This is a genomic window from Dolomitihabitans soli (assembly GCF_022213955.1).
Classification (GTDB): Bacteria; Actinomycetota; Actinomycetes; order Streptosporangiales; family Streptosporangiaceae; genus Streptosporangium_A; species Streptosporangium_A soli.
On the sequence record NZ_JAKNTW010000001.1, the window covers coordinates 487,819 to 502,605 of the forward strand.

Below are 14,787 nucleotides of genomic sequence, written 5' to 3' on the forward strand. Positions count from 1 at the left end.
GACCATGGATGAGATCGAGCTGCTGAGCAGCATGGGAACGGATGTGCCGCCGGTGTCCGAGCGGGCTCAGGCCCAGACAAGGTCCGTGTTGCTGGCCGCGGCAACGGACGAACGCGGGAGTGCGGCCGAAACGCTCCTGCCGTCCGCGCCACCTCTGTCGCCCGCCCGCGACGGCCGGTTCCGAACCCGCCGAAGGCTGAAGCTCGGCCTCGTCGCCATTGGGCTGGCCCTCTCCGCGGCGATCATCCTCCCGTTGACGACCGGTACGGAAGACCCCGCTCACGCGGCCTACCTCCTGACCAAGAACCCCGGCGGCACGATCACCATCACGATCAACCAGTTCACTGACGCGAAGAAGCTGGAGCAGGATCTGAGGCAGCTGGGGGTCGCCGCCGTCGTGGACTACGTGCCCGAGGGCAAGCGCTGCCAGGAACCGCGCGCCCGCTATCTGGGCACCCTTGTCAACCGCGTGGTTCAAGCGGACGCGGGCGCGAGCTTCACGCTTCATCCGGAAATGATCGAGACCGGCCAGACCTTGGTGGCCACTGCGACGTTCAACGATCCCACCGATGCCGGCTCGGGCTCGGCGATCGGCTTCGAACTGGCGGAAGGCACGGTCGCGCCGTGCACACAACTCGACAGCGATCAAGCCGCCGAATAGGAGGCCGCCGGTGGCGCGCGGGTAGACGCATCTCAGGTTTCCAGCAGGAGCTTCGGGGCCGGCAGCGGGCCGCCGGGGAAGTGCTGTAGTGCCACCACGGGCTAAGGGCTTGGGGTGTGTGGGCGTTCCAACGCCCACACACCCTCTCCCACCCGGGGAAACCTGTCAGGTGTCCGGACTCAGGCCGACCCGGCGGCGTGACCCGGTGCGGCCGGCTCTCGTCCTGCTCGGCGGGTGGTGTTGCCCGCTACGGTCGTGGAGGACCGTCGGCCTGGCGTTGCAGCTGTTCTCATCAGCAGCCCTTGGCCGGCGGTGAGCAGAATTGGACCTCGGGGTAGCGCGGGGAGGGCTTGTCGAGCAGGGGTTGCGGCTTGCCGCGCAGGTGCAGGTCGAAGAAGGCTGAGACGTACTTGCGGGTGATGTCCATCGAGCGGGTTCCCTTCAGGCCGCCGCCGAGGTCCGCGCCGAGTTGCTGGATCAGCATGTCGTAGTCGGTGAAGGACGGGTGCAGCGCCCCCTCCACCTCCAGCCAGCGTTTCCAACCGGTCATGTGCTCCCAGTCACGTTTCCACGTGTCGTCCTTCTCCTGCGTGCCGAAGATCAAGAACGGTCGTGCCAGTCCGCTCTCCGGGATCGGGAGGAAGAACCTGCCGTCCATGTTGATCCCGGCGCGTACCCGCGAGTCTCGCAGCATGGTCTCAGGGGCGGCGGCGCCTCCGGCGGAGCTGCCCGCCATCGCGATCCGGGACGGATCGATCAGAGCGGCGCCCTTCCACTTGGGGTGTGGACCGGTCAGCTGGTCGAGCACGAAGGAGATGTCGATCACCCGGCTCCGGATCACCTTTCGGCCGAAGTCGTCGGGGTCGGCGTTGTCATCGGATTCGATCTCGCACGCGGCGCAGGTGGTGACACGCCCGTCGGGGAAGGTGGTGGCGAAGTTCTCGTAGGTGTGGTCGATGCTCGCCACCACGTACCCTCGGCTCGCCAGGTCCTCGGCCAGGCCCGTCAGTGAACTGCGCACCCAGGTGAAACCTGGAGACAGCACCACGAGCGGCAGACCGCGCCGGCGCCCCGCCGGCTCGGCGTCGGCGAAGGCGTTCGTCCGGGTCCAGCTCAGTCCCTCGGGCGGTATCTTCTCCAGTTCCTCTATCCCTGAGCCCTTCAAGAGCAGCTCCGACTCCTTGGGCGTGACGTACGGCGCGCGCCGTTCGCCGCGTGCCTGCGTCGGATACCACAGGGAGACCATGAGCTCCCTGGCCTCGGCGGAGGGCACCCACGGGTCGGGGCGCGAGGTGTCCGTCAGGTGCAGGGATGTCGTGCCGACCTGGTGAGGGCCGGTCGGCTCGGGCAGAAACGGCGTGCTGATCGCGGCGGCGGCAGCGGCGGGGGCCGGCGCCGAGAAGGCGGGGGCCACGAGGGCGAGGAGTCCCGCGACCGTGGCCAGAAGCACCGGCTTCTTCCGTGCCGGGCGGGTGTTGTCATGTGGCATGGGTTGATCTTGCGGCTTGGGGATCGCCGCCGGCACCGGTCGAAGGGCCCGTTGCCGCCGTTCCCAGCCGTACTTTCGACCGATTCCAGGCGGGTCGCGGCGGCGGGCTCGGTGGTTCTTCCGGGCCTGCGGGGCCGTTCCGCCCCTCGGCCGCGCGGTGTTCGGGGAGCGTTGAGGCCGCCGCGCCCGGCGGACGCCTTCCTGCGCCTGCTCGACCGGCTCGCCACCACCGGCTGCTCGCGCGTCGCCGTCCACTTCGACAAGCACCGAACGCCGTGCGGCTCCCTACCCTTCTGACCAGCGGGGATCAGGTGTGAGAGGCAGTTGATGGGGGACGGACACACGTGACGGCGCACGCTGAGCGGAGGCATACGGGGTCCCTATGAGCAGCACTCCGATCGCAGATCACGCCCTGCTGTCCGACTGCCACTCCGCCGCGCTCGTCACCTCCGGCGGCTCGGTGGACTGGTTGTGCTTTCCCCGGTTCGACAGTCCGTCGATCTTCGGCCGGCTGCTCGACGACGGTGCGGGGCACTGGTCGATCCGCCCGGCGGCCGACGGGGAGACCTCCCGGCGCTACCTCGACCACACGCTGGTGCTGGAAACGACCTTCCGGACGGCGACGGGCACCGTGCTGCTGACCGAGGCGCTGGCCATGGGGCTGGGGAACTCGGGTCACCGGCTCGGCGAGGGCGCCCCGCACCTGCTGCTCCGCTCGCTGACCTGCACGGACGGCGAGGTCGACGTCGACGTCGAGTATGTCCCGCGGCCCGAGTACGGCATCGTCATGCCCCTGCTGTCGGAGGTGGAGGGCGGCGTCACCGCGCGTGGCGGAGCCGAGTGGCTGGTGCTGTCCACGCCCGTCCCGATGACGCTGGACAACTGCGGCGCGCACTGCCGTACGACGCTGAGGGCGGGAGAAGCCGTCGGCTTCGCTCTGCACCGCTCGACGCTGGAAGCGCTGCCCGCGCGGGTCTGGACGCAGGACGAGATCGCCGCGCTGCTGGCCGCCACCGTGGACGCCTGGCGGTCGTGGTCGGCGCTGCACCAGAACTACGAGGGGCCATGGCGTGAGCTGGTCCACCACAGCGGGCTGGTGCTGCAGGCGCTCACCTACCAGCCCAGCGGCGCCATCGTCGCGGCCGCCACCACGTCGTTGCCCGAGGGGATCGGGGGGATACGCAACTGGGACTACCGTTTCTCCTGGGTGCGCGACGCCAGCTTCACCATGGAGGCGCTGTGGGTGGCGGCCTGCCCCGACGAGGCCGACCGCTTCTTCGCCTTCATGACCACTGCGGCGGCCAGTTCCATGGCGCGCGGGGAGTCGCTGCAGATCATGTTCGGCGTCGGCGGCGAGCACGATCTCACCGAACGGGTGCTGCCGCATCTGGCGGGATGGCGGGACAGCCGTCCGGTGCGGGTGGGCAACGGCGCGTGGAACCAGCGGCAACTGGATGTGTACGGCGAGCTGCTCGGCGCGGCCCATCGCCTGTCCGGCCAGCTCACCTACCTCGACCCGGACCTGCGCGACTTCCTCGTCGCCCTCGTCGACACCGCCGTGCTGCGCTGGGGGGAGACCGACCACGGCATCTGGGAGGTGCCGGGACGGCGCAGGCACTTCGTGCACTCCAAGGTCATGTGCTGGGTCGCGCTCGACCGCGGCATCGCCATGGCTGCCCGTCTGGACGCCGACGGCAGGGTCGCCGAGTGGAAGGCGGCGCGGGAGGAGATCCGGGAGACCGTGCTCCGCGACGGCTGGAACGACACGGTCGGCGCCTTCACCCAGTACTTCGGGTCCGCGGAGATCGACGCGTCCGCCTTGATGATGCCGATCGTCGGGTTCCTGCCCGCCGACGACCCCAGGGTGCTGGCCACGATCGACGCCGTCGCCGATCGGCTCACCGACGGGCACGGCCTGGTCCGCCGTTACCGGAGCGGCGTCGACGGCTTGGCCGGCGAGGAGGGCGCCTTCCTGCTGTGCACCTTCTGGCTCGCGCAGGCGCTGGCCATGTCCGGTCAGCTCGGACGGGCCCGCGTCGTCTTCGCACGAGCCGCCCGCTTCGTCAACGACGTCGGCCTGCTCGCCGAGGAGGTCGATCCGGTGACCGGCGAGTCGCTCGGCAACGTTCCCCAGGCGTTCAGCCACATCGGCCTGGTCAACGCCGCCTGGGCGATCGCCGAGGCCGAAGCGTCACCCCGGGCGTGACGGCACCGCCTGGGTGGTGTGTGAGGTCCGATGACCGCCGGTGCTCGGGAGCCGTCCGGCCGAGGATCGGCCTATGAGTCATGACATCCGGGCCATCGAGCCCGACGTGGTGGGGTCGCTGCTGACGATGGACGACGCTGGGCGGCCGCCGCAGATGGTCGTCGATGACGAGGGGGGCAGTCCGCTGCGTTGCTGCCTGGGCAAGGCACGTCCCGGGGAGCGGATCGCGCTGGTGACCTATGCGCCGTTGCGGCGCTGGGCGGCGGAGACGCGGGTGGACCCGGGCGCGTACGACGAGCAGGGGCCGATCTTCGTTCACCTGACCGGCTGCCCGGGGGCGGAGCCCGGCTGGCCCGGGGCGCACACCAGCCACCGGATGCTCCGTGCGTACGCCGCCGACGGCCACATCCTGGGGGGCCGCTATCTGGCTGAGGGGGCCGACCCCGAGGTGGCGCTGAAGGAGGCGTTCGAGGACGAGGAGGTGGCGGTGGTGCACGTGCGCGCGATCGAGTTCGGCTGTTTCCAGTTCGAGGTACGGCGCGGCTGAGAGCGGGTGTGCCCCACGGCGCGGACCCGTCCGCGGAGGCCGTCGCCGTCGCTGTTCTCGGCGCGGTCCAGCCGGTGGCCGCGTGGGTTCGCGGGCCGCGACGAGTACGGCATGCTGACCACACCCACCACCGCGCGGTCCGACCGGTGGTCGCTTGGGGTTCGCGGGAGTCCCGGTCCGGGGCAGTTGGTCGTGTGCGGGGGCCGGGGTCAGCGGATTTCGAGGGTGTGGGATCGGCGGGTGACCAGTTCGCCGATCACCGGGGCGCCGGGGATCTCGCCGGCGAGCAGGAGGCCGCCCGAGGTCTGGGCGTCGGCGAGGAGGAGGAGGGTCTCCTCGTCGGTGTCGCCGGGATCGGTGTGCGGGGCCACCCAGCCGAGGTTGCGGCGGGAGCCGCCCGGTACGTAGCCCTTGCCGGCGGAGTCGCGGGCCCCCTCGATGAACGGTACGGCCGAGGCGTCGAGCACCGCCGTCACCCCGGAGGCGCGGGCGAGCTTGTAGAGGTGGCCGAGCAGTCCGAAACCGGTGACGTCGGTGGCGCAGCGCACACCGGCCGCGAGGGCGGCGCGGGAGGCGTCGGCGTTGAGGCGGGTCATGGTCTCGATCGCCTGAGGGAAGATCTCGCCCGTCGTCTTGTGCCGGTTGTTCAGCACGCCCGAGCCGATCGGTTTGGACAGCGACAGCGGCAGCCCGGCCCGGCCGGCGTCGTTGCGCATCAGCCGCGCCGGGTCGGCGGTGCCGGTGACGGCCATGCCGTACACCGGTTCGGGGCCGTGCACGCTGTGCCCGCCCGCCAGGTGGCAGCCGGCCTGCCGGGTCACCGCCGCGCCGCCGCGCAGCACCTCCGCCGCGACCTCGTACGGCAGGTCCTCACGTGGCCAGCACAGCAGGTTGAGCGCGACGATCGGGGCGCCGCCCATCGCGTAGACGTCGGAGAGGGCGTTGGCGGCGGCGATCCGGCCCCAGTCGTAGGGGTCGTCGACGACGGGGGTGAAGAAGTCGGCGGTGCTGACGATCGCCTGCCCGTCGCCCAGCCGTACGACCGCCGCGTCGTCGCCCGTCTCCAGCCCCACCAGCAGTTCGCCGTGCGGGTCGACGGGGACGGTGACGCCGAGGCCGGCCAGCACGCCCTCCAACTCGCCCGCCGGGATCTTGCAGGCGCATCCGCCGCCCTGCGCGTAGTGCGTCAGCCGTCGCATGCCCAGACTGTAACCCGCGGCGAACAGATCGTCACGAGCATTGGACGGCCGGTGGGCGGTGCTGCGCGTCGGTGAGTCCGGCGGGTGGGCGGGCGCGGGCATCGGGTGGGCCCGGCCGGTCGGTCGTCACGGGCGGCGGACGAGTTTCTGCCACAGGATTCGCGCGGCGAACGGCAGCGCGGCCGTCCGGCGTCCCGGTGCGACCAGGGCGGCCCCCCGCCACAGCAACCGCATGCCGTACAGCAGTTCCGTCGCGCCGGTGCCGTCGACCGCGACGGCGAGCGGCTTGGCGCACGGGGTCGCACCCGACAGCACGGGGAACTCCCCGGCCAGGTGCGGATCCCGGCACGACCTGACGATGACGGGTACGGCCAGCAGCCCGGCCAGCCGTTCGGCGATCGACGAGCAACCGCCACACGAGCTGTCGTAGACCACCACAAGCCTGGCCGTCGAAGTACCACGCGGGGCCGGGCAAGGGCCGGAGGGCCGGTGGTGAGAGGCAGCGCGGCGCGGGATGTCCGGCGGAGCGGGTGGCGTGGGGAGAGCTGGGTCGGGTGGGCGGAGCGCAGGTGTGGCCGGGGGAGGGGGAGACCGGAAGGGGAGGGGGTGGGGGGTCATGGGAGGAGGGCCAGGGTGAGGGCGGTCGCGGTGGCGGTGGCGGTGGCGAGGGCCAGGAAGCGTTGGTTGGCGTGCCACAGGGTGGTCCAGCTCCCGTCGTCGCTGTGGGCCATGCTGACCGCGGCCATGATCCAGCGCGCCGCCGCGAAACCGGTGCCCGCCGCCAGCGCCCCGGGCAGCGGTACGGCCAGCACCAGCGCGGCCAGCACCAGGTGGGGCAGGGCGGAGGGGGAGTAGGTGCGCATCCCCGTCCCCATCTCGAAGCCGAACTGGATGCCGCCCGCCAGCCGTCCCCGGTTGAGCACGTGCTCGGGGACGAGCCGCCGGTTCTCCGGGACGGGCAGCGAGATCAGCCCCGCCTCACGGAGCAGTACGGCCGCCGCCAGCAGACCGAGGACCGCCAGCCGCAGCGGGGCGGGGAGCAGGGACTGGACGACGCCGCCCGCCACGGCGGCGACGGCCGTCACGGTCCACGCACCCAGCAGCAGCCCCGCGCCGAAGCAGGCCAGGGCACCGGAACCGCGCCAGACCGACGCGCTCAGCAGGAACGCCGAGTTGTGGCTTCAAGTGCTGCCCGAGTTGGCGTATCCGGCGTTGAGCCCGGCCCACAGGAACAGGGCGAGGGCGGGGGCGGACGCGGCGGCGAGCACGGCCACGCCGAGGACGATCGGCAGGGCGACGCTCACGGGATGCAGGGCGAGCCGGGGCAAGGTAGTGATCATGGGCTGGCTGTCGTGACGGCCACGCCGAGGACGATCGGCGGGGCGATGCTCGTGGTGCGCGGTGTGGTGGTCATGGGCGGTGGTGAGGCGATGCTCATGGTGTGCGGTTCATGGGCGGTGGTGAGGAGATGCTCGTGCCCGGGGTGGTGGTCATGGGCGGTGGTGAGGCGATGCTCATGGTGTGTGCGTGTGGTGGTCGTGGGTGGTGCGGTGATGCCCGCAACGTGTGGTGGTCGTGGGACGGGCGCTGCTCACGGAGTGCGGCGTGATGTTCCCAGGCGGCACATCGCGATGGTGATGTCGGTGTATTCGCTCCCGTCCGTCCAGGTCACGGTGGTGACCGCGTCCGAGCAGCGGTAGGTGTTCCCGGCGTTGGACCAGCGCCAGGCGTTCCGGGTGGAGGTCTCGCCGCACGCGGAGTCGATGCGGTAGGCGCTGAACATCTCCTCACCGTCGCTGGAGCTCCGCGAGCCCTCGAAATGCCGTTGGTCCTCGTTGCACGGGTAGTCGCCGACGCGCCAGCCGCCGTAGCAGACGGCGGGGCCCGGTCCCCAGTTCGCCCGCATCTCGGTGTAGCCCTCGGAGTACGCGTCCCGGCAGTTGGGGGCCGTCCACTCGGAGGTGGGGCCGTCGGCGCGGGCCGCGCGCCTGGAGAACACCCAGTCGAACGGCACGAGCGTCGCCGCGACCGCCGAGACCACGAGCCCTTTCAGCAGCGTACGGCGGGCGACCGGGCTGTCGCCGATCACGGTGCGCACCCGGCTCGGGACGGCCCCGAGCGGCGGGGCGTCCATCGTGGGAATGGTGTCAGTGAACACGGGTGCCTCCTTGGGCCGCGGTGACCGGTAGCCGCAGGACCTCGGCCAGCAGGGCGGGGACGTCGGTGTCCCCGTAGACGTAACGGCGGTCGGCGACCGTGCCCGCCGTGTCGACCACGTAGACGCACGGCGTGTAGCCCTCGTACAGGTTCCGCCACAGGTCGGGGTCGGCCAGCGTGGTCCCGCCGCCGAACCGGGAGGCGGTCCGCTCGTCGGGGAGCAGCCCGATCACCCGGATACCGGCGAGATCGGGGGCGGCCTCCCACAGGGTGTGGCAGGTCGAGCAGGTGCCGTCCATCAGGAGGATCAGCGAGTGGGACTGGCCGGGGCCCGGCCACAGCGCGGGCGGCACCTGACGGGCGAGATCTTCCAGCCGGGCGCTCGACGGGTTCAGCGCTGTGTGCTCCAGTTTGCGCAACCGGGCGTAGACGGCGCCGATGGCCAGCACGGCGAAGCCCGATACGAGTACGGCGAGCAGCGAGACGGAGACGGAGAGGTTCATGAATCCCATTCGACTTTCAGCCCTGCCATCACGGCGGTGACGCGGTCACGTTCCTTCTTGTTCCAGAACTCCGCGGAGTCGAGCCGTTGCGGGAAGGCGATGGTGAAGATGCTGGTGGGGCTCGCGTAGATGTAGCGCCATTCGAGTGGGGTGCCGGCGAGCGCGTCGCGTTGCTTCGGGTCGAGGTCCAGGCGTTCCTTCCAGACCTCCGAGTTGCCGATGACCGCGCCCTGCCAGTTCGGCAGGGCGTCGCGGCCGGCTCGCGCGTCCTTGGCCATGAGGAGGAACTCGTGACCGATGCCCAGGACCACCGTGCCGTACTGCTGGACGCCCACCGGATTGCGCGGGGTCAGCTGGGCGCCATCCGCGGAGTCGGTGAACGTCACCGACGTCACGAGGCTGTTGAGCACGGCCGGTTTGGGCACGGGGCCGCCGAACCAGGTGGTCGCCTCGTTGTACGGGCCGGCCCAGATGAGACAGCTGTTGGAGCGGTCGGCGGCCTCGTAGAGGATCAGGTCGAACCCCATCCGGCGGTAGGTCTTCCCGCTGCCTCCGGGGAAGATCTTCGTGGGGATCGCCCGGTGCCTTCCGGCGGGCGCGATGCTGTAGTTGCGTGCAGGTCCCTGCCCGGCGAGCCGGGTATGGCCGTGCCACGCCACCGCGCCCGCCTCCTCCGGCAGGTTTATCCGCACCCGCGCCCCGTCGGCGGAGATGCGCTCGGTCTGAATCATGCGTCCAACCCGGATCGACTGGGGATCATGGCCCGAGTCAGCCTAAAAGGTCGATCGCCTCGTCAGCGCCGTTGGACACGGCCGTCTGGTAAAGGATTGGCGCAGGTCAGGCCATGGGACGGACGCTCAGCAGGTGCGGTCCTGGATGCGGCGGCGATGGAAGGCGAGAGCGGCCCCGGCCGACGCGGCGGTCCGTTCGTCCGCAGTGAGGCTACGGCCGACGAAGGACCGGGGCCGGACGCGTTCGCCATGCCGGATCACAGGTAGAGGCCGGTCCCGTGGTCGGTCTGCTGGGTGGCCACGGCGTGCAGATCGCGTTCGCGCATGACCAGGTAGAGCTGGCCGTGCACCTCGACCTCGTACTGCTCCTCGGGGTTGAACAGCACCTTGTCGCCGACCTTGACCGCGCGCGCGTTGCCGCCGACGCCGCACACCTCGCCCCACACGAGCCGGTTGGCCATCTTCACGGTGGCGGGGATGACGATGCCGGCGGTGCTGCGCCGCTCCTCCGTCTCGTGCTCCACCTTGATCATCACGCGGTCGTGCAGCATCTGGATCTCGAACTTGGGGTCAGCCACAACGAGAGTTTATGCACTCCCCGACTCCCTCCGGCCGGCATCCGGGGACATGGACGGCCGGAGGGGGACGGGCATGGAACGTGAACGGGCCGCCGGGGTCTACCGGCGCGGAGCCGTCTCTTGGCAGGATGGGCGGATGACGATCAGCGCTTCGGGTGCGGACGGCTGGCGATGGGTGAACGAGCCGAGCGAGTGGACGGCGGGTGCGGACGATCTGCGCGTGGTCAGCGACGGGCAGACCGATCTGTGGCGGACCACGCACTACGGCTACATCTATGACACCGCCCACATGTACGGCAGGGAACTGCCTGGAGACCTCCGGCTCACCGTGACGTTCGACGGCGACTACGCCGAGCAGTACGACCAGGCCGGGGCCATCCTGCGGATCGACGAGAAGAACTGGATCAAGGCGGGCGCCGAGTTCGTCGACGGCGCGCTCCAGCTCAGCACGGTGGTCACCCGGGAGATGTCCGACTGGTCGGTGTCCCCCGCGCCGGTCGGCGCCGGGCGCGTCACCTTCGAGCTGCTGCGCGAGGGCGACACGGTGACCGTGCGGTACGGCCTGGACGACGCGGAGCCCGCCGAGATGCTGCGCCTGGCCTACTTCCCGCCCGGCGTCCCCGCGCTGGCCGGTGCGATGTGCGCGGCCCCGGTGGGCAAGGGGTTCCCGGTCCGGTTCACCCGGCTGGACCTGGCGGAGCCCGGCGACTGAACCGGGTGGCTCCGGCGTACGAGCTGTCTCAGGCGGCGGTGCGGGCGCGGCGGCGGCAGTGGGGGACGATCAACGGGGTGCCGCTCTGCGGGTCCTCGACGATCTCACAACGGAGGTCGAAGACGTCGGCGACGAGCCGGGCGGTGACGATCTCCGTGGGGTCGCCCTCCGCGACGATCCGGCCGTCGCGCATGACGATGAGGTGGGTGGCGTAGCGGCACGCCTGGTTGAGGTCGTGCAGCACGGCGACCAGGGTCCTGCCCTGCTCGTGCAGGTCGGCGCAGAGGTCGAGGACCTCGATCTGGTGGGCGATGTCCAGGAAGGTGGTCGGCTCGTCGAGGAGCAGGATCGAGGTCTCCTGGGCGAGCACCATGGCCAGCCACACGCGCTGCCGCTGTCCGCCGGACAGCTCGTCGACGGCCCGTTCGGCCAGGTCGGTGACGTCGGTGGCGGCCATCGCGGCGGCCACGGCCGCCTCGTCCTGCCGCGACCACTGCCGCATCAGCCGCTGGTGCGGGTATCTGCCGCGGGAGACCAGGTCGGCCACCGTGATGCCGTCGGGCACGATCGAACTCTGCGGCAGCAGGCCTAGCCGCCGGGCGACCTCCTTCGACGGCAGCGAGGTGATCACGGAGCCGTCGAGGTACACCGCGCCCGAGCGCGGCTTCATCATCCTGGCGAGGGCGCGCAGCGTGGTGGACTTGCCGCACGCGTTCGGGCCGATGATCACGGTGAACGACCGGTCGGGAACGGTGATCTCCAGGTCGGAGGCGATCACCCGTTCGTTGTAGCCGAGGGTGAGGCCGGTGCCGTGCAGGCGTGCGGTCAACGTCGTTCCTTCCTGAGCAGCAGAGCGAGGTAGGCGCCGCCGAGCGCGGCCGTCAGCACCCCGACGGGGAACTGGATGGCGCCGAACAACCGCTGGGCGGCGAGGTCGGCGAGGACCAGGATCACCGCGCCCATCAACCCGGAGGTCACCAGGGTGACGCCCGGGGAGTGGGTGAGGCGGCGGGCGATCTGCGGGGCGGTCAGTGCCACGAACGCGACGGGCCCGGCCGCCGCGGTCGCCACCCCGCACAGCGCCACCCCGACGGCCATCGCCGCCAGGCGCACCCGCTCCACGGGGATCCCCATCGCGACGGCCGCCTCGTCGCCCATCTCGATCATTCGCATGGGCCGGGACAGCGGCGCGCACAACGGCATGAGCACGGCCAGCGCCAGGGCCACGGGCAGCGCGTGGTCCCAGCCTCGGCCGGAGAGGCTGCCGGTGAGCCAGGCGGCGGCGGTCGCCGCGTCGTTGATGTTCGCCCTGGTCAGCAGGTAGGAGTTGACGGAGACCAGAATGGCGCTGACGCCGATCCCGACGAGCACCAGCCGGTACCCCTGGGAGCCGCGTCTGAAGGCGAGCAGATAGACGGAGACGGCCGCGCCCAGGCTGCCGAGCAGGGCGCTTCCCGCGATCATCCAGGCGGTGCCGCCGGTGATCGTGGCGAGGATGCCGCCGGTGGCCGCGCCGGAGGTGAAGCCGAGGAAGTCGGGACTGCCGAGCGGGTTCCGCGTCAGGCTCTGGAACAGCGCGCCGCTCACGCCGAAGGCGGCTCCGACCAGGAGCGCGGTCAACACCCGCGGCGCGCGGATGTCGGCCACGATGATCCGCGCGGCCGGGTTGCCCTGGCCGGTCAGGGCCGCGATCACATCGGGGATCGGCACCGGGAAGTCGCCCGTGCTGATCGCCAGCAGCCCTCCGGCGACGGCCGTGACGATCAGTCCGGCGCTGACCAGCAGCCCGCGCGGGGAGAGCCGGATCGACAGGTTGCCCGTCCGCAGGGAGGTGATGGGGGTCATAGCGCGGCGAGCCTCCTGCGGCGGACCATGGCGATGAAGACGGGGCCGCCGATCACCGCGCAGACGATGCCCACCTGGACCTCTCCCGGGCTGCCGATCAATCTGCCCACGATGTCGGAGCCGAGCAGCAGGATCGGGGCGAGCAGTGCGGAGAACGGCAGCACCCAGCGCTGGTCGGGCCCCACGACCGCGCGTACGGCGTGCGGCACCGCCAGGCCGACGAACCAGATGGGCCCGGCGGCCGCGGTGGCCGCGCCGCACAGCAGCGTGATCGCGACGGCGGCCAGCACGCGGGTCCGCCCGATGTTCGCGCCCAGGGCCCGGCTCGCGTCCTCGCCGAGCGCCAGCGCGTTGAGCGGCCCGGCCAGGCAGAGCCCGAGCACGATGCCCGCCACCATGAAGGGCACCAGCCGGACGACGACGTCGGCGGTCTGGCCGGCCAGCGACCCGGTCATCCAGAAGCGCATCCGGTCATAGGTCTGCGTGTCGAGCCTGAGCACCGCCGAGGAGGCGGCCGTCAGCACCGCGCCGAGCGCGATACCGGCCAGCGCCAGCCGTACCGGGCTGGTGCCGGTACGGCCGGCGGAGCCCAGCGCGTGGACGGCGGCGAAGGCGACGGCGGCCCCGGCGAAGGCGAACCAGACGTACAGGGCGGGATCGGTGATGCCCAGGATGCCGAGCGCGATCACCACACCGAAGACGGCGCCCTCGCTGATGCCGAGCAGGGCCGGGTCGGCCAGCGGGTTGCGGGTCAGGCTCTGCATCAGCGCGCCGGCCAGCCCGAGGGCGGCGCCGACGCCGAGGCCGAGCAGCGTGCGCGGCAGCCTGAGCTCGCGGATCACCACGTGGTCGCTGATCCCGGTGGGCGCGAAGAGGGCGTCCACGACCGTGGACAGCGGCATCGACCTGGCTCCGGCGGCGATGCTGAGCACGGCGACCACGACGAGCAGGAACAGGCCGGCGACCAGCCCGGCGCTACGGCGGGCGGCGCCGAGGCGGGGTCTGCGCGGCCGCTCGGCGGGAGGGCTGGAGGTGGCCGTGAGGTCGGTGGTGGACAGGGGACCCTCCTTTCCGGTGTGAGTCAGGTAAGGCTAACCTCATGGCTGATAAAAGAAGGTTAGCCTAACCTCATGGAGGCGTCATGAGCAGTTCCGACCTGCCACGCAGGGGATTCCTGGCCGCGATGGCCGGGGGAACCGCCCTGTTCGCCCTCGCCGCGTGCGGTGAGGGATCGGCCGCTCCCACCGCCGGCTCGTCCCCGTCAGGCGGTGCGTGGACCTTCACCGACGACCGCGGCAAGAAGCTGTCGCTGCCGCAGCGCCCCGCCCGGATCGTGGCGCAGTCCGGCGCGGCCGCCGCGCTGTGGGACTTCGGCGTGCGGCCCATCGCGGTCTTCGGCCCGCACAAGCTGAAGGACGGCGGGCGCGACCCGCAGGCCGGCCAGGTGGACATCACCAAGGTGGAGTCCCTGGGCAACGTCTGGGATGAGTTCAACGTCGAGAAGTACGCCACACTCCAGCCCGAACTGCTGGTCAGCGGGATGTACGTCAAGGACGAGCTCTGGTTCGTGCCCGAGAAGTCCAAGGACACCATCGAGGCGATGGCGCCCACGGTGGGAGTCCAGGTGTCGGGCGTTCCGCTGGTCAAGGTGATCGAGAAGTACGCCGAGCTCTCCGCCGCCCTCGGGGCCGACCTCGGCGCTCCCGCCGTGACCGACGCGAAGGCCCGTTTCGAGACCGCCGCCGATCGACTGCCCGAGGCGGCGAAGAAGGGCATGAAGGTGCTGGTCATGGCCGGTGGGCCGGATTCGATGTGGGTGGTGAACCCCAAGGAGCACGCGGGGGTCTCCTACATGCGCGAGCTCGGGATCGACGTCGTGGTCCCCGACAAGCCCGACGAGGGTGGCTTCTTTCAGACGCTCAGCTGGGAGAACGCCGACATGTACCCCGCCGACGTGATCCTCTACGACGACCGGGCGCAGTCGATGACCCTCGCCGACATGAAGAAGAAGCCCACGTTCGCCGATCTTCCCGCGGTCAAGGCCGGCCAGGTGTATCCGTGGCGGGCGGAGGAGCGCTTCAGCTACCTGGGGCACGCGGGAGTCCTGGAGGAACTGCTCGCCAACCTCACCAAGGCGACGCCCGGGGTCGTGTGACGGC

General features: G+C 71.3%; 18 protein-coding genes. 6 read left to right on the top strand and 12 right to left on the bottom strand.

Annotation, left to right across the window (positions count from 1 at the left end; all coding sequences use genetic code 11):
* The first annotated feature begins 4 nt into the window (after window positions 1-4).
* The gene (locus MBA17_RS02220; RefSeq protein ID WP_238494505.1) at window positions 5-661 is read left to right on the top strand and encodes a hypothetical protein; all 657 of its coding nucleotides are present in this window, start codon (window positions 5-7) and stop codon (window positions 659-661) included.
* A gap of 292 nt (window positions 662-953) precedes the next feature.
* Here MBA17_RS02220 and MBA17_RS02225 read toward each other — a convergent pair whose 3' ends face one another.
* Entirely contained in the window at window positions 954-2,150 is a 1,197-nt protein-coding gene (locus MBA17_RS02225) for an alpha/beta hydrolase family protein (RefSeq protein WP_238494506.1), read from the bottom strand.
* 171 nt (window positions 2,151-2,321) lie between these two features.
* Between MBA17_RS02225 and MBA17_RS49125 the strand changes: the two genes are divergently transcribed.
* The 3 genes from MBA17_RS49125 (at window position 2,322) to MBA17_RS02235 (ending at window position 4,903) form a co-directional block, all read left to right on the top strand.
* Window positions 2,322-2,447: a hypothetical protein gene (locus tag MBA17_RS49125; protein ID WP_274384778.1), complete on the top strand. Its 126-nt coding sequence runs from the start codon at window positions 2,322-2,324 to the stop codon at window positions 2,445-2,447.
* An 85-nt stretch (window positions 2,448-2,532) separates the two neighbouring features.
* The gene (locus MBA17_RS02230; RefSeq protein WP_238494507.1) at window positions 2,533-4,356 is read left to right on the top strand and encodes a glycoside hydrolase family 15 protein; all 1,824 of its coding nucleotides are present in this window, start codon (window positions 2,533-2,535) and stop codon (window positions 4,354-4,356) included.
* A gap of 73 nt (window positions 4,357-4,429) precedes the next feature.
* Window positions 4,430-4,903, top strand: a complete 474-nt coding sequence (locus tag MBA17_RS02235; protein WP_238494508.1) for a DUF1203 domain-containing protein — start codon at window positions 4,430-4,432, stop codon at window positions 4,901-4,903.
* A gap of 209 nt (window positions 4,904-5,112) precedes the next feature.
* Here the strand turns inward: MBA17_RS02235 and selD are convergent, their stop codons facing one another.
* From selD to MBA17_RS02275, 8 genes are all read right to left on the bottom strand, one after another.
* The gene (gene selD, locus MBA17_RS02240) at window positions 5,113-6,102 is read right to left on the bottom strand and encodes a selenide, water dikinase SelD (RefSeq protein WP_238494509.1); all 990 of its coding nucleotides are present in this window, start codon (window positions 6,100-6,102) and stop codon (window positions 5,113-5,115) included.
* A 126-nt stretch (window positions 6,103-6,228) separates the two neighbouring features.
* Window positions 6,229-6,537 carry a hypothetical protein gene (locus MBA17_RS02245; protein WP_238495049.1) on the bottom strand — a complete coding sequence of 103 codons (309 nt, stop codon included), beginning with the start codon at window positions 6,535-6,537 and terminating at the stop codon, window positions 6,229-6,231.
* 179 nt (window positions 6,538-6,716) lie between these two features.
* Window positions 6,717-7,187: a hypothetical protein gene (locus tag MBA17_RS02250; RefSeq protein ID WP_238495050.1), complete on the bottom strand. Its 471-nt coding sequence runs from the start codon at window positions 7,185-7,187 to the stop codon at window positions 6,717-6,719.
* 96 nt (window positions 7,188-7,283) lie between these two features.
* A complete protein-coding gene (locus tag MBA17_RS02255) occupies window positions 7,284-7,442 on the bottom strand; it encodes a hypothetical protein (RefSeq protein ID WP_238494510.1) in 159 nt (52 codons plus the stop codon).
* A 251-nt stretch (window positions 7,443-7,693) separates the two neighbouring features.
* Entirely contained in the window at window positions 7,694-8,260 is a 567-nt protein-coding gene (locus tag MBA17_RS02260; protein WP_238494511.1) for a hypothetical protein, read from the bottom strand.
* Window positions 8,250-8,762: a hypothetical protein gene (locus tag MBA17_RS02265; RefSeq protein ID WP_238494512.1), complete on the bottom strand. Its 513-nt coding sequence runs from the start codon at window positions 8,760-8,762 to the stop codon at window positions 8,250-8,252. Before MBA17_RS02265 ends, MBA17_RS02260 begins: the two co-directional genes overlap by 11 nt.
* On the bottom strand, window positions 8,759-9,493 hold the full coding sequence (locus MBA17_RS02270; protein ID WP_238494513.1) for a hypothetical protein: 735 nt from the start codon (window positions 9,491-9,493) through the stop codon (window positions 8,759-8,761). The genes MBA17_RS02265 and MBA17_RS02270 overlap by 4 nt, the downstream gene beginning before the upstream one ends.
* A gap of 257 nt (window positions 9,494-9,750) precedes the next feature.
* The gene (locus tag MBA17_RS02275; protein ID WP_238494514.1) at window positions 9,751-10,071 is read right to left on the bottom strand and encodes a GroES family chaperonin; all 321 of its coding nucleotides are present in this window, start codon (window positions 10,069-10,071) and stop codon (window positions 9,751-9,753) included.
* Between the two features lie 73 nt (window positions 10,072-10,144).
* Here MBA17_RS02275 and MBA17_RS02280 point away from each other — a divergent pair, with 73 nt between their 5' ends.
* Window positions 10,145-10,783: a DUF1349 domain-containing protein gene (locus MBA17_RS02280; RefSeq protein WP_238494515.1), complete on the top strand. Its 639-nt coding sequence runs from the start codon at window positions 10,145-10,147 to the stop codon at window positions 10,781-10,783.
* Between the two features lie 28 nt (window positions 10,784-10,811).
* Here MBA17_RS02280 and MBA17_RS02285 read toward each other — a convergent pair whose 3' ends face one another.
* The 3 genes from MBA17_RS02285 to MBA17_RS02295 are packed head-to-tail and all read right to left on the bottom strand — an operon-like array spanning window position 10,812 to window position 13,569.
* Window positions 10,812-11,612: an ABC transporter ATP-binding protein gene (locus MBA17_RS02285; RefSeq protein WP_238494516.1), complete on the bottom strand. Its 801-nt coding sequence runs from the start codon at window positions 11,610-11,612 to the stop codon at window positions 10,812-10,814.
* Entirely contained in the window at window positions 11,609-12,628 is a 1,020-nt protein-coding gene (locus MBA17_RS02290) for a FecCD family ABC transporter permease (RefSeq protein ID WP_238494517.1), read from the bottom strand. The genes MBA17_RS02285 and MBA17_RS02290 overlap by 4 nt, the downstream gene beginning before the upstream one ends.
* Window positions 12,625-13,569, bottom strand: coding sequence for a FecCD family ABC transporter permease (locus tag MBA17_RS02295; protein WP_238494518.1), 945 nt, complete (start codon window positions 13,567-13,569; stop codon window positions 12,625-12,627). The genes MBA17_RS02290 and MBA17_RS02295 overlap by 4 nt, the downstream gene beginning before the upstream one ends.
* A gap of 200 nt (window positions 13,570-13,769) precedes the next feature.
* On the opposite strand from MBA17_RS02295, the gene MBA17_RS02300 reads away from it, so the two are divergent.
* Entirely contained in the window at window positions 13,770-14,783 is a 1,014-nt protein-coding gene (locus MBA17_RS02300) for an ABC transporter substrate-binding protein (protein ID WP_238494519.1), read from the top strand.
* The last annotated feature ends 4 nt before the right edge of the window (window positions 14,784-14,787 follow it).

Excerpts from the sequence above, each read along its gene's own strand:
- MBA17_RS02300 (WP_238494519.1), top strand. The coding sequence starts at position 13,770 with ATGAGCAGTTCCGACCTGCCACGCAGGGGATTCCTGGCCGCGATGGCC.
- MBA17_RS02290 (WP_238494517.1), bottom strand. The coding sequence starts at position 12,628 with ATGACCCCCATCACCTCCCTGCGGACGGGCAACCTGTCGATCCGGCTC.
- MBA17_RS02280 (WP_238494515.1), top strand. The coding sequence starts at position 10,145 with ATGGAACGTGAACGGGCCGCCGGGGTCTACCGGCGCGGAGCCGTCTCT.
- MBA17_RS02230 (WP_238494507.1), top strand. The coding sequence starts at position 2,533 with ATGAGCAGCACTCCGATCGCAGATCACGCCCTGCTGTCCGACTGCCAC.
- MBA17_RS02265 (WP_238494512.1), bottom strand. The coding sequence starts at position 8,762 with ATGAACCTCTCCGTCTCCGTCTCGCTGCTCGCCGTACTCGTATCGGGC.
- MBA17_RS02270 (WP_238494513.1), bottom strand. The coding sequence starts at position 9,493 with ATGATTCAGACCGAGCGCATCTCCGCCGACGGGGCGCGGGTGCGGATA.
- MBA17_RS02235 (WP_238494508.1), top strand. The coding sequence starts at position 4,430 with ATGAGTCATGACATCCGGGCCATCGAGCCCGACGTGGTGGGGTCGCTG.
- MBA17_RS02225 (WP_238494506.1), bottom strand. The coding sequence starts at position 2,150 with ATGCCACATGACAACACCCGCCCGGCACGGAAGAAGCCGGTGCTTCTG.
- MBA17_RS02255 (WP_238494510.1), bottom strand. The coding sequence starts at position 7,442 with ATGATCACTACCTTGCCCCGGCTCGCCCTGCATCCCGTGAGCGTCGCC.
- selD (WP_238494509.1), bottom strand. The coding sequence starts at position 6,102 with ATGCGACGGCTGACGCACTACGCGCAGGGCGGCGGATGCGCCTGCAAG.
- MBA17_RS02220 (WP_238494505.1), top strand. The coding sequence starts at position 5 with ATGGATGAGATCGAGCTGCTGAGCAGCATGGGAACGGATGTGCCGCCG.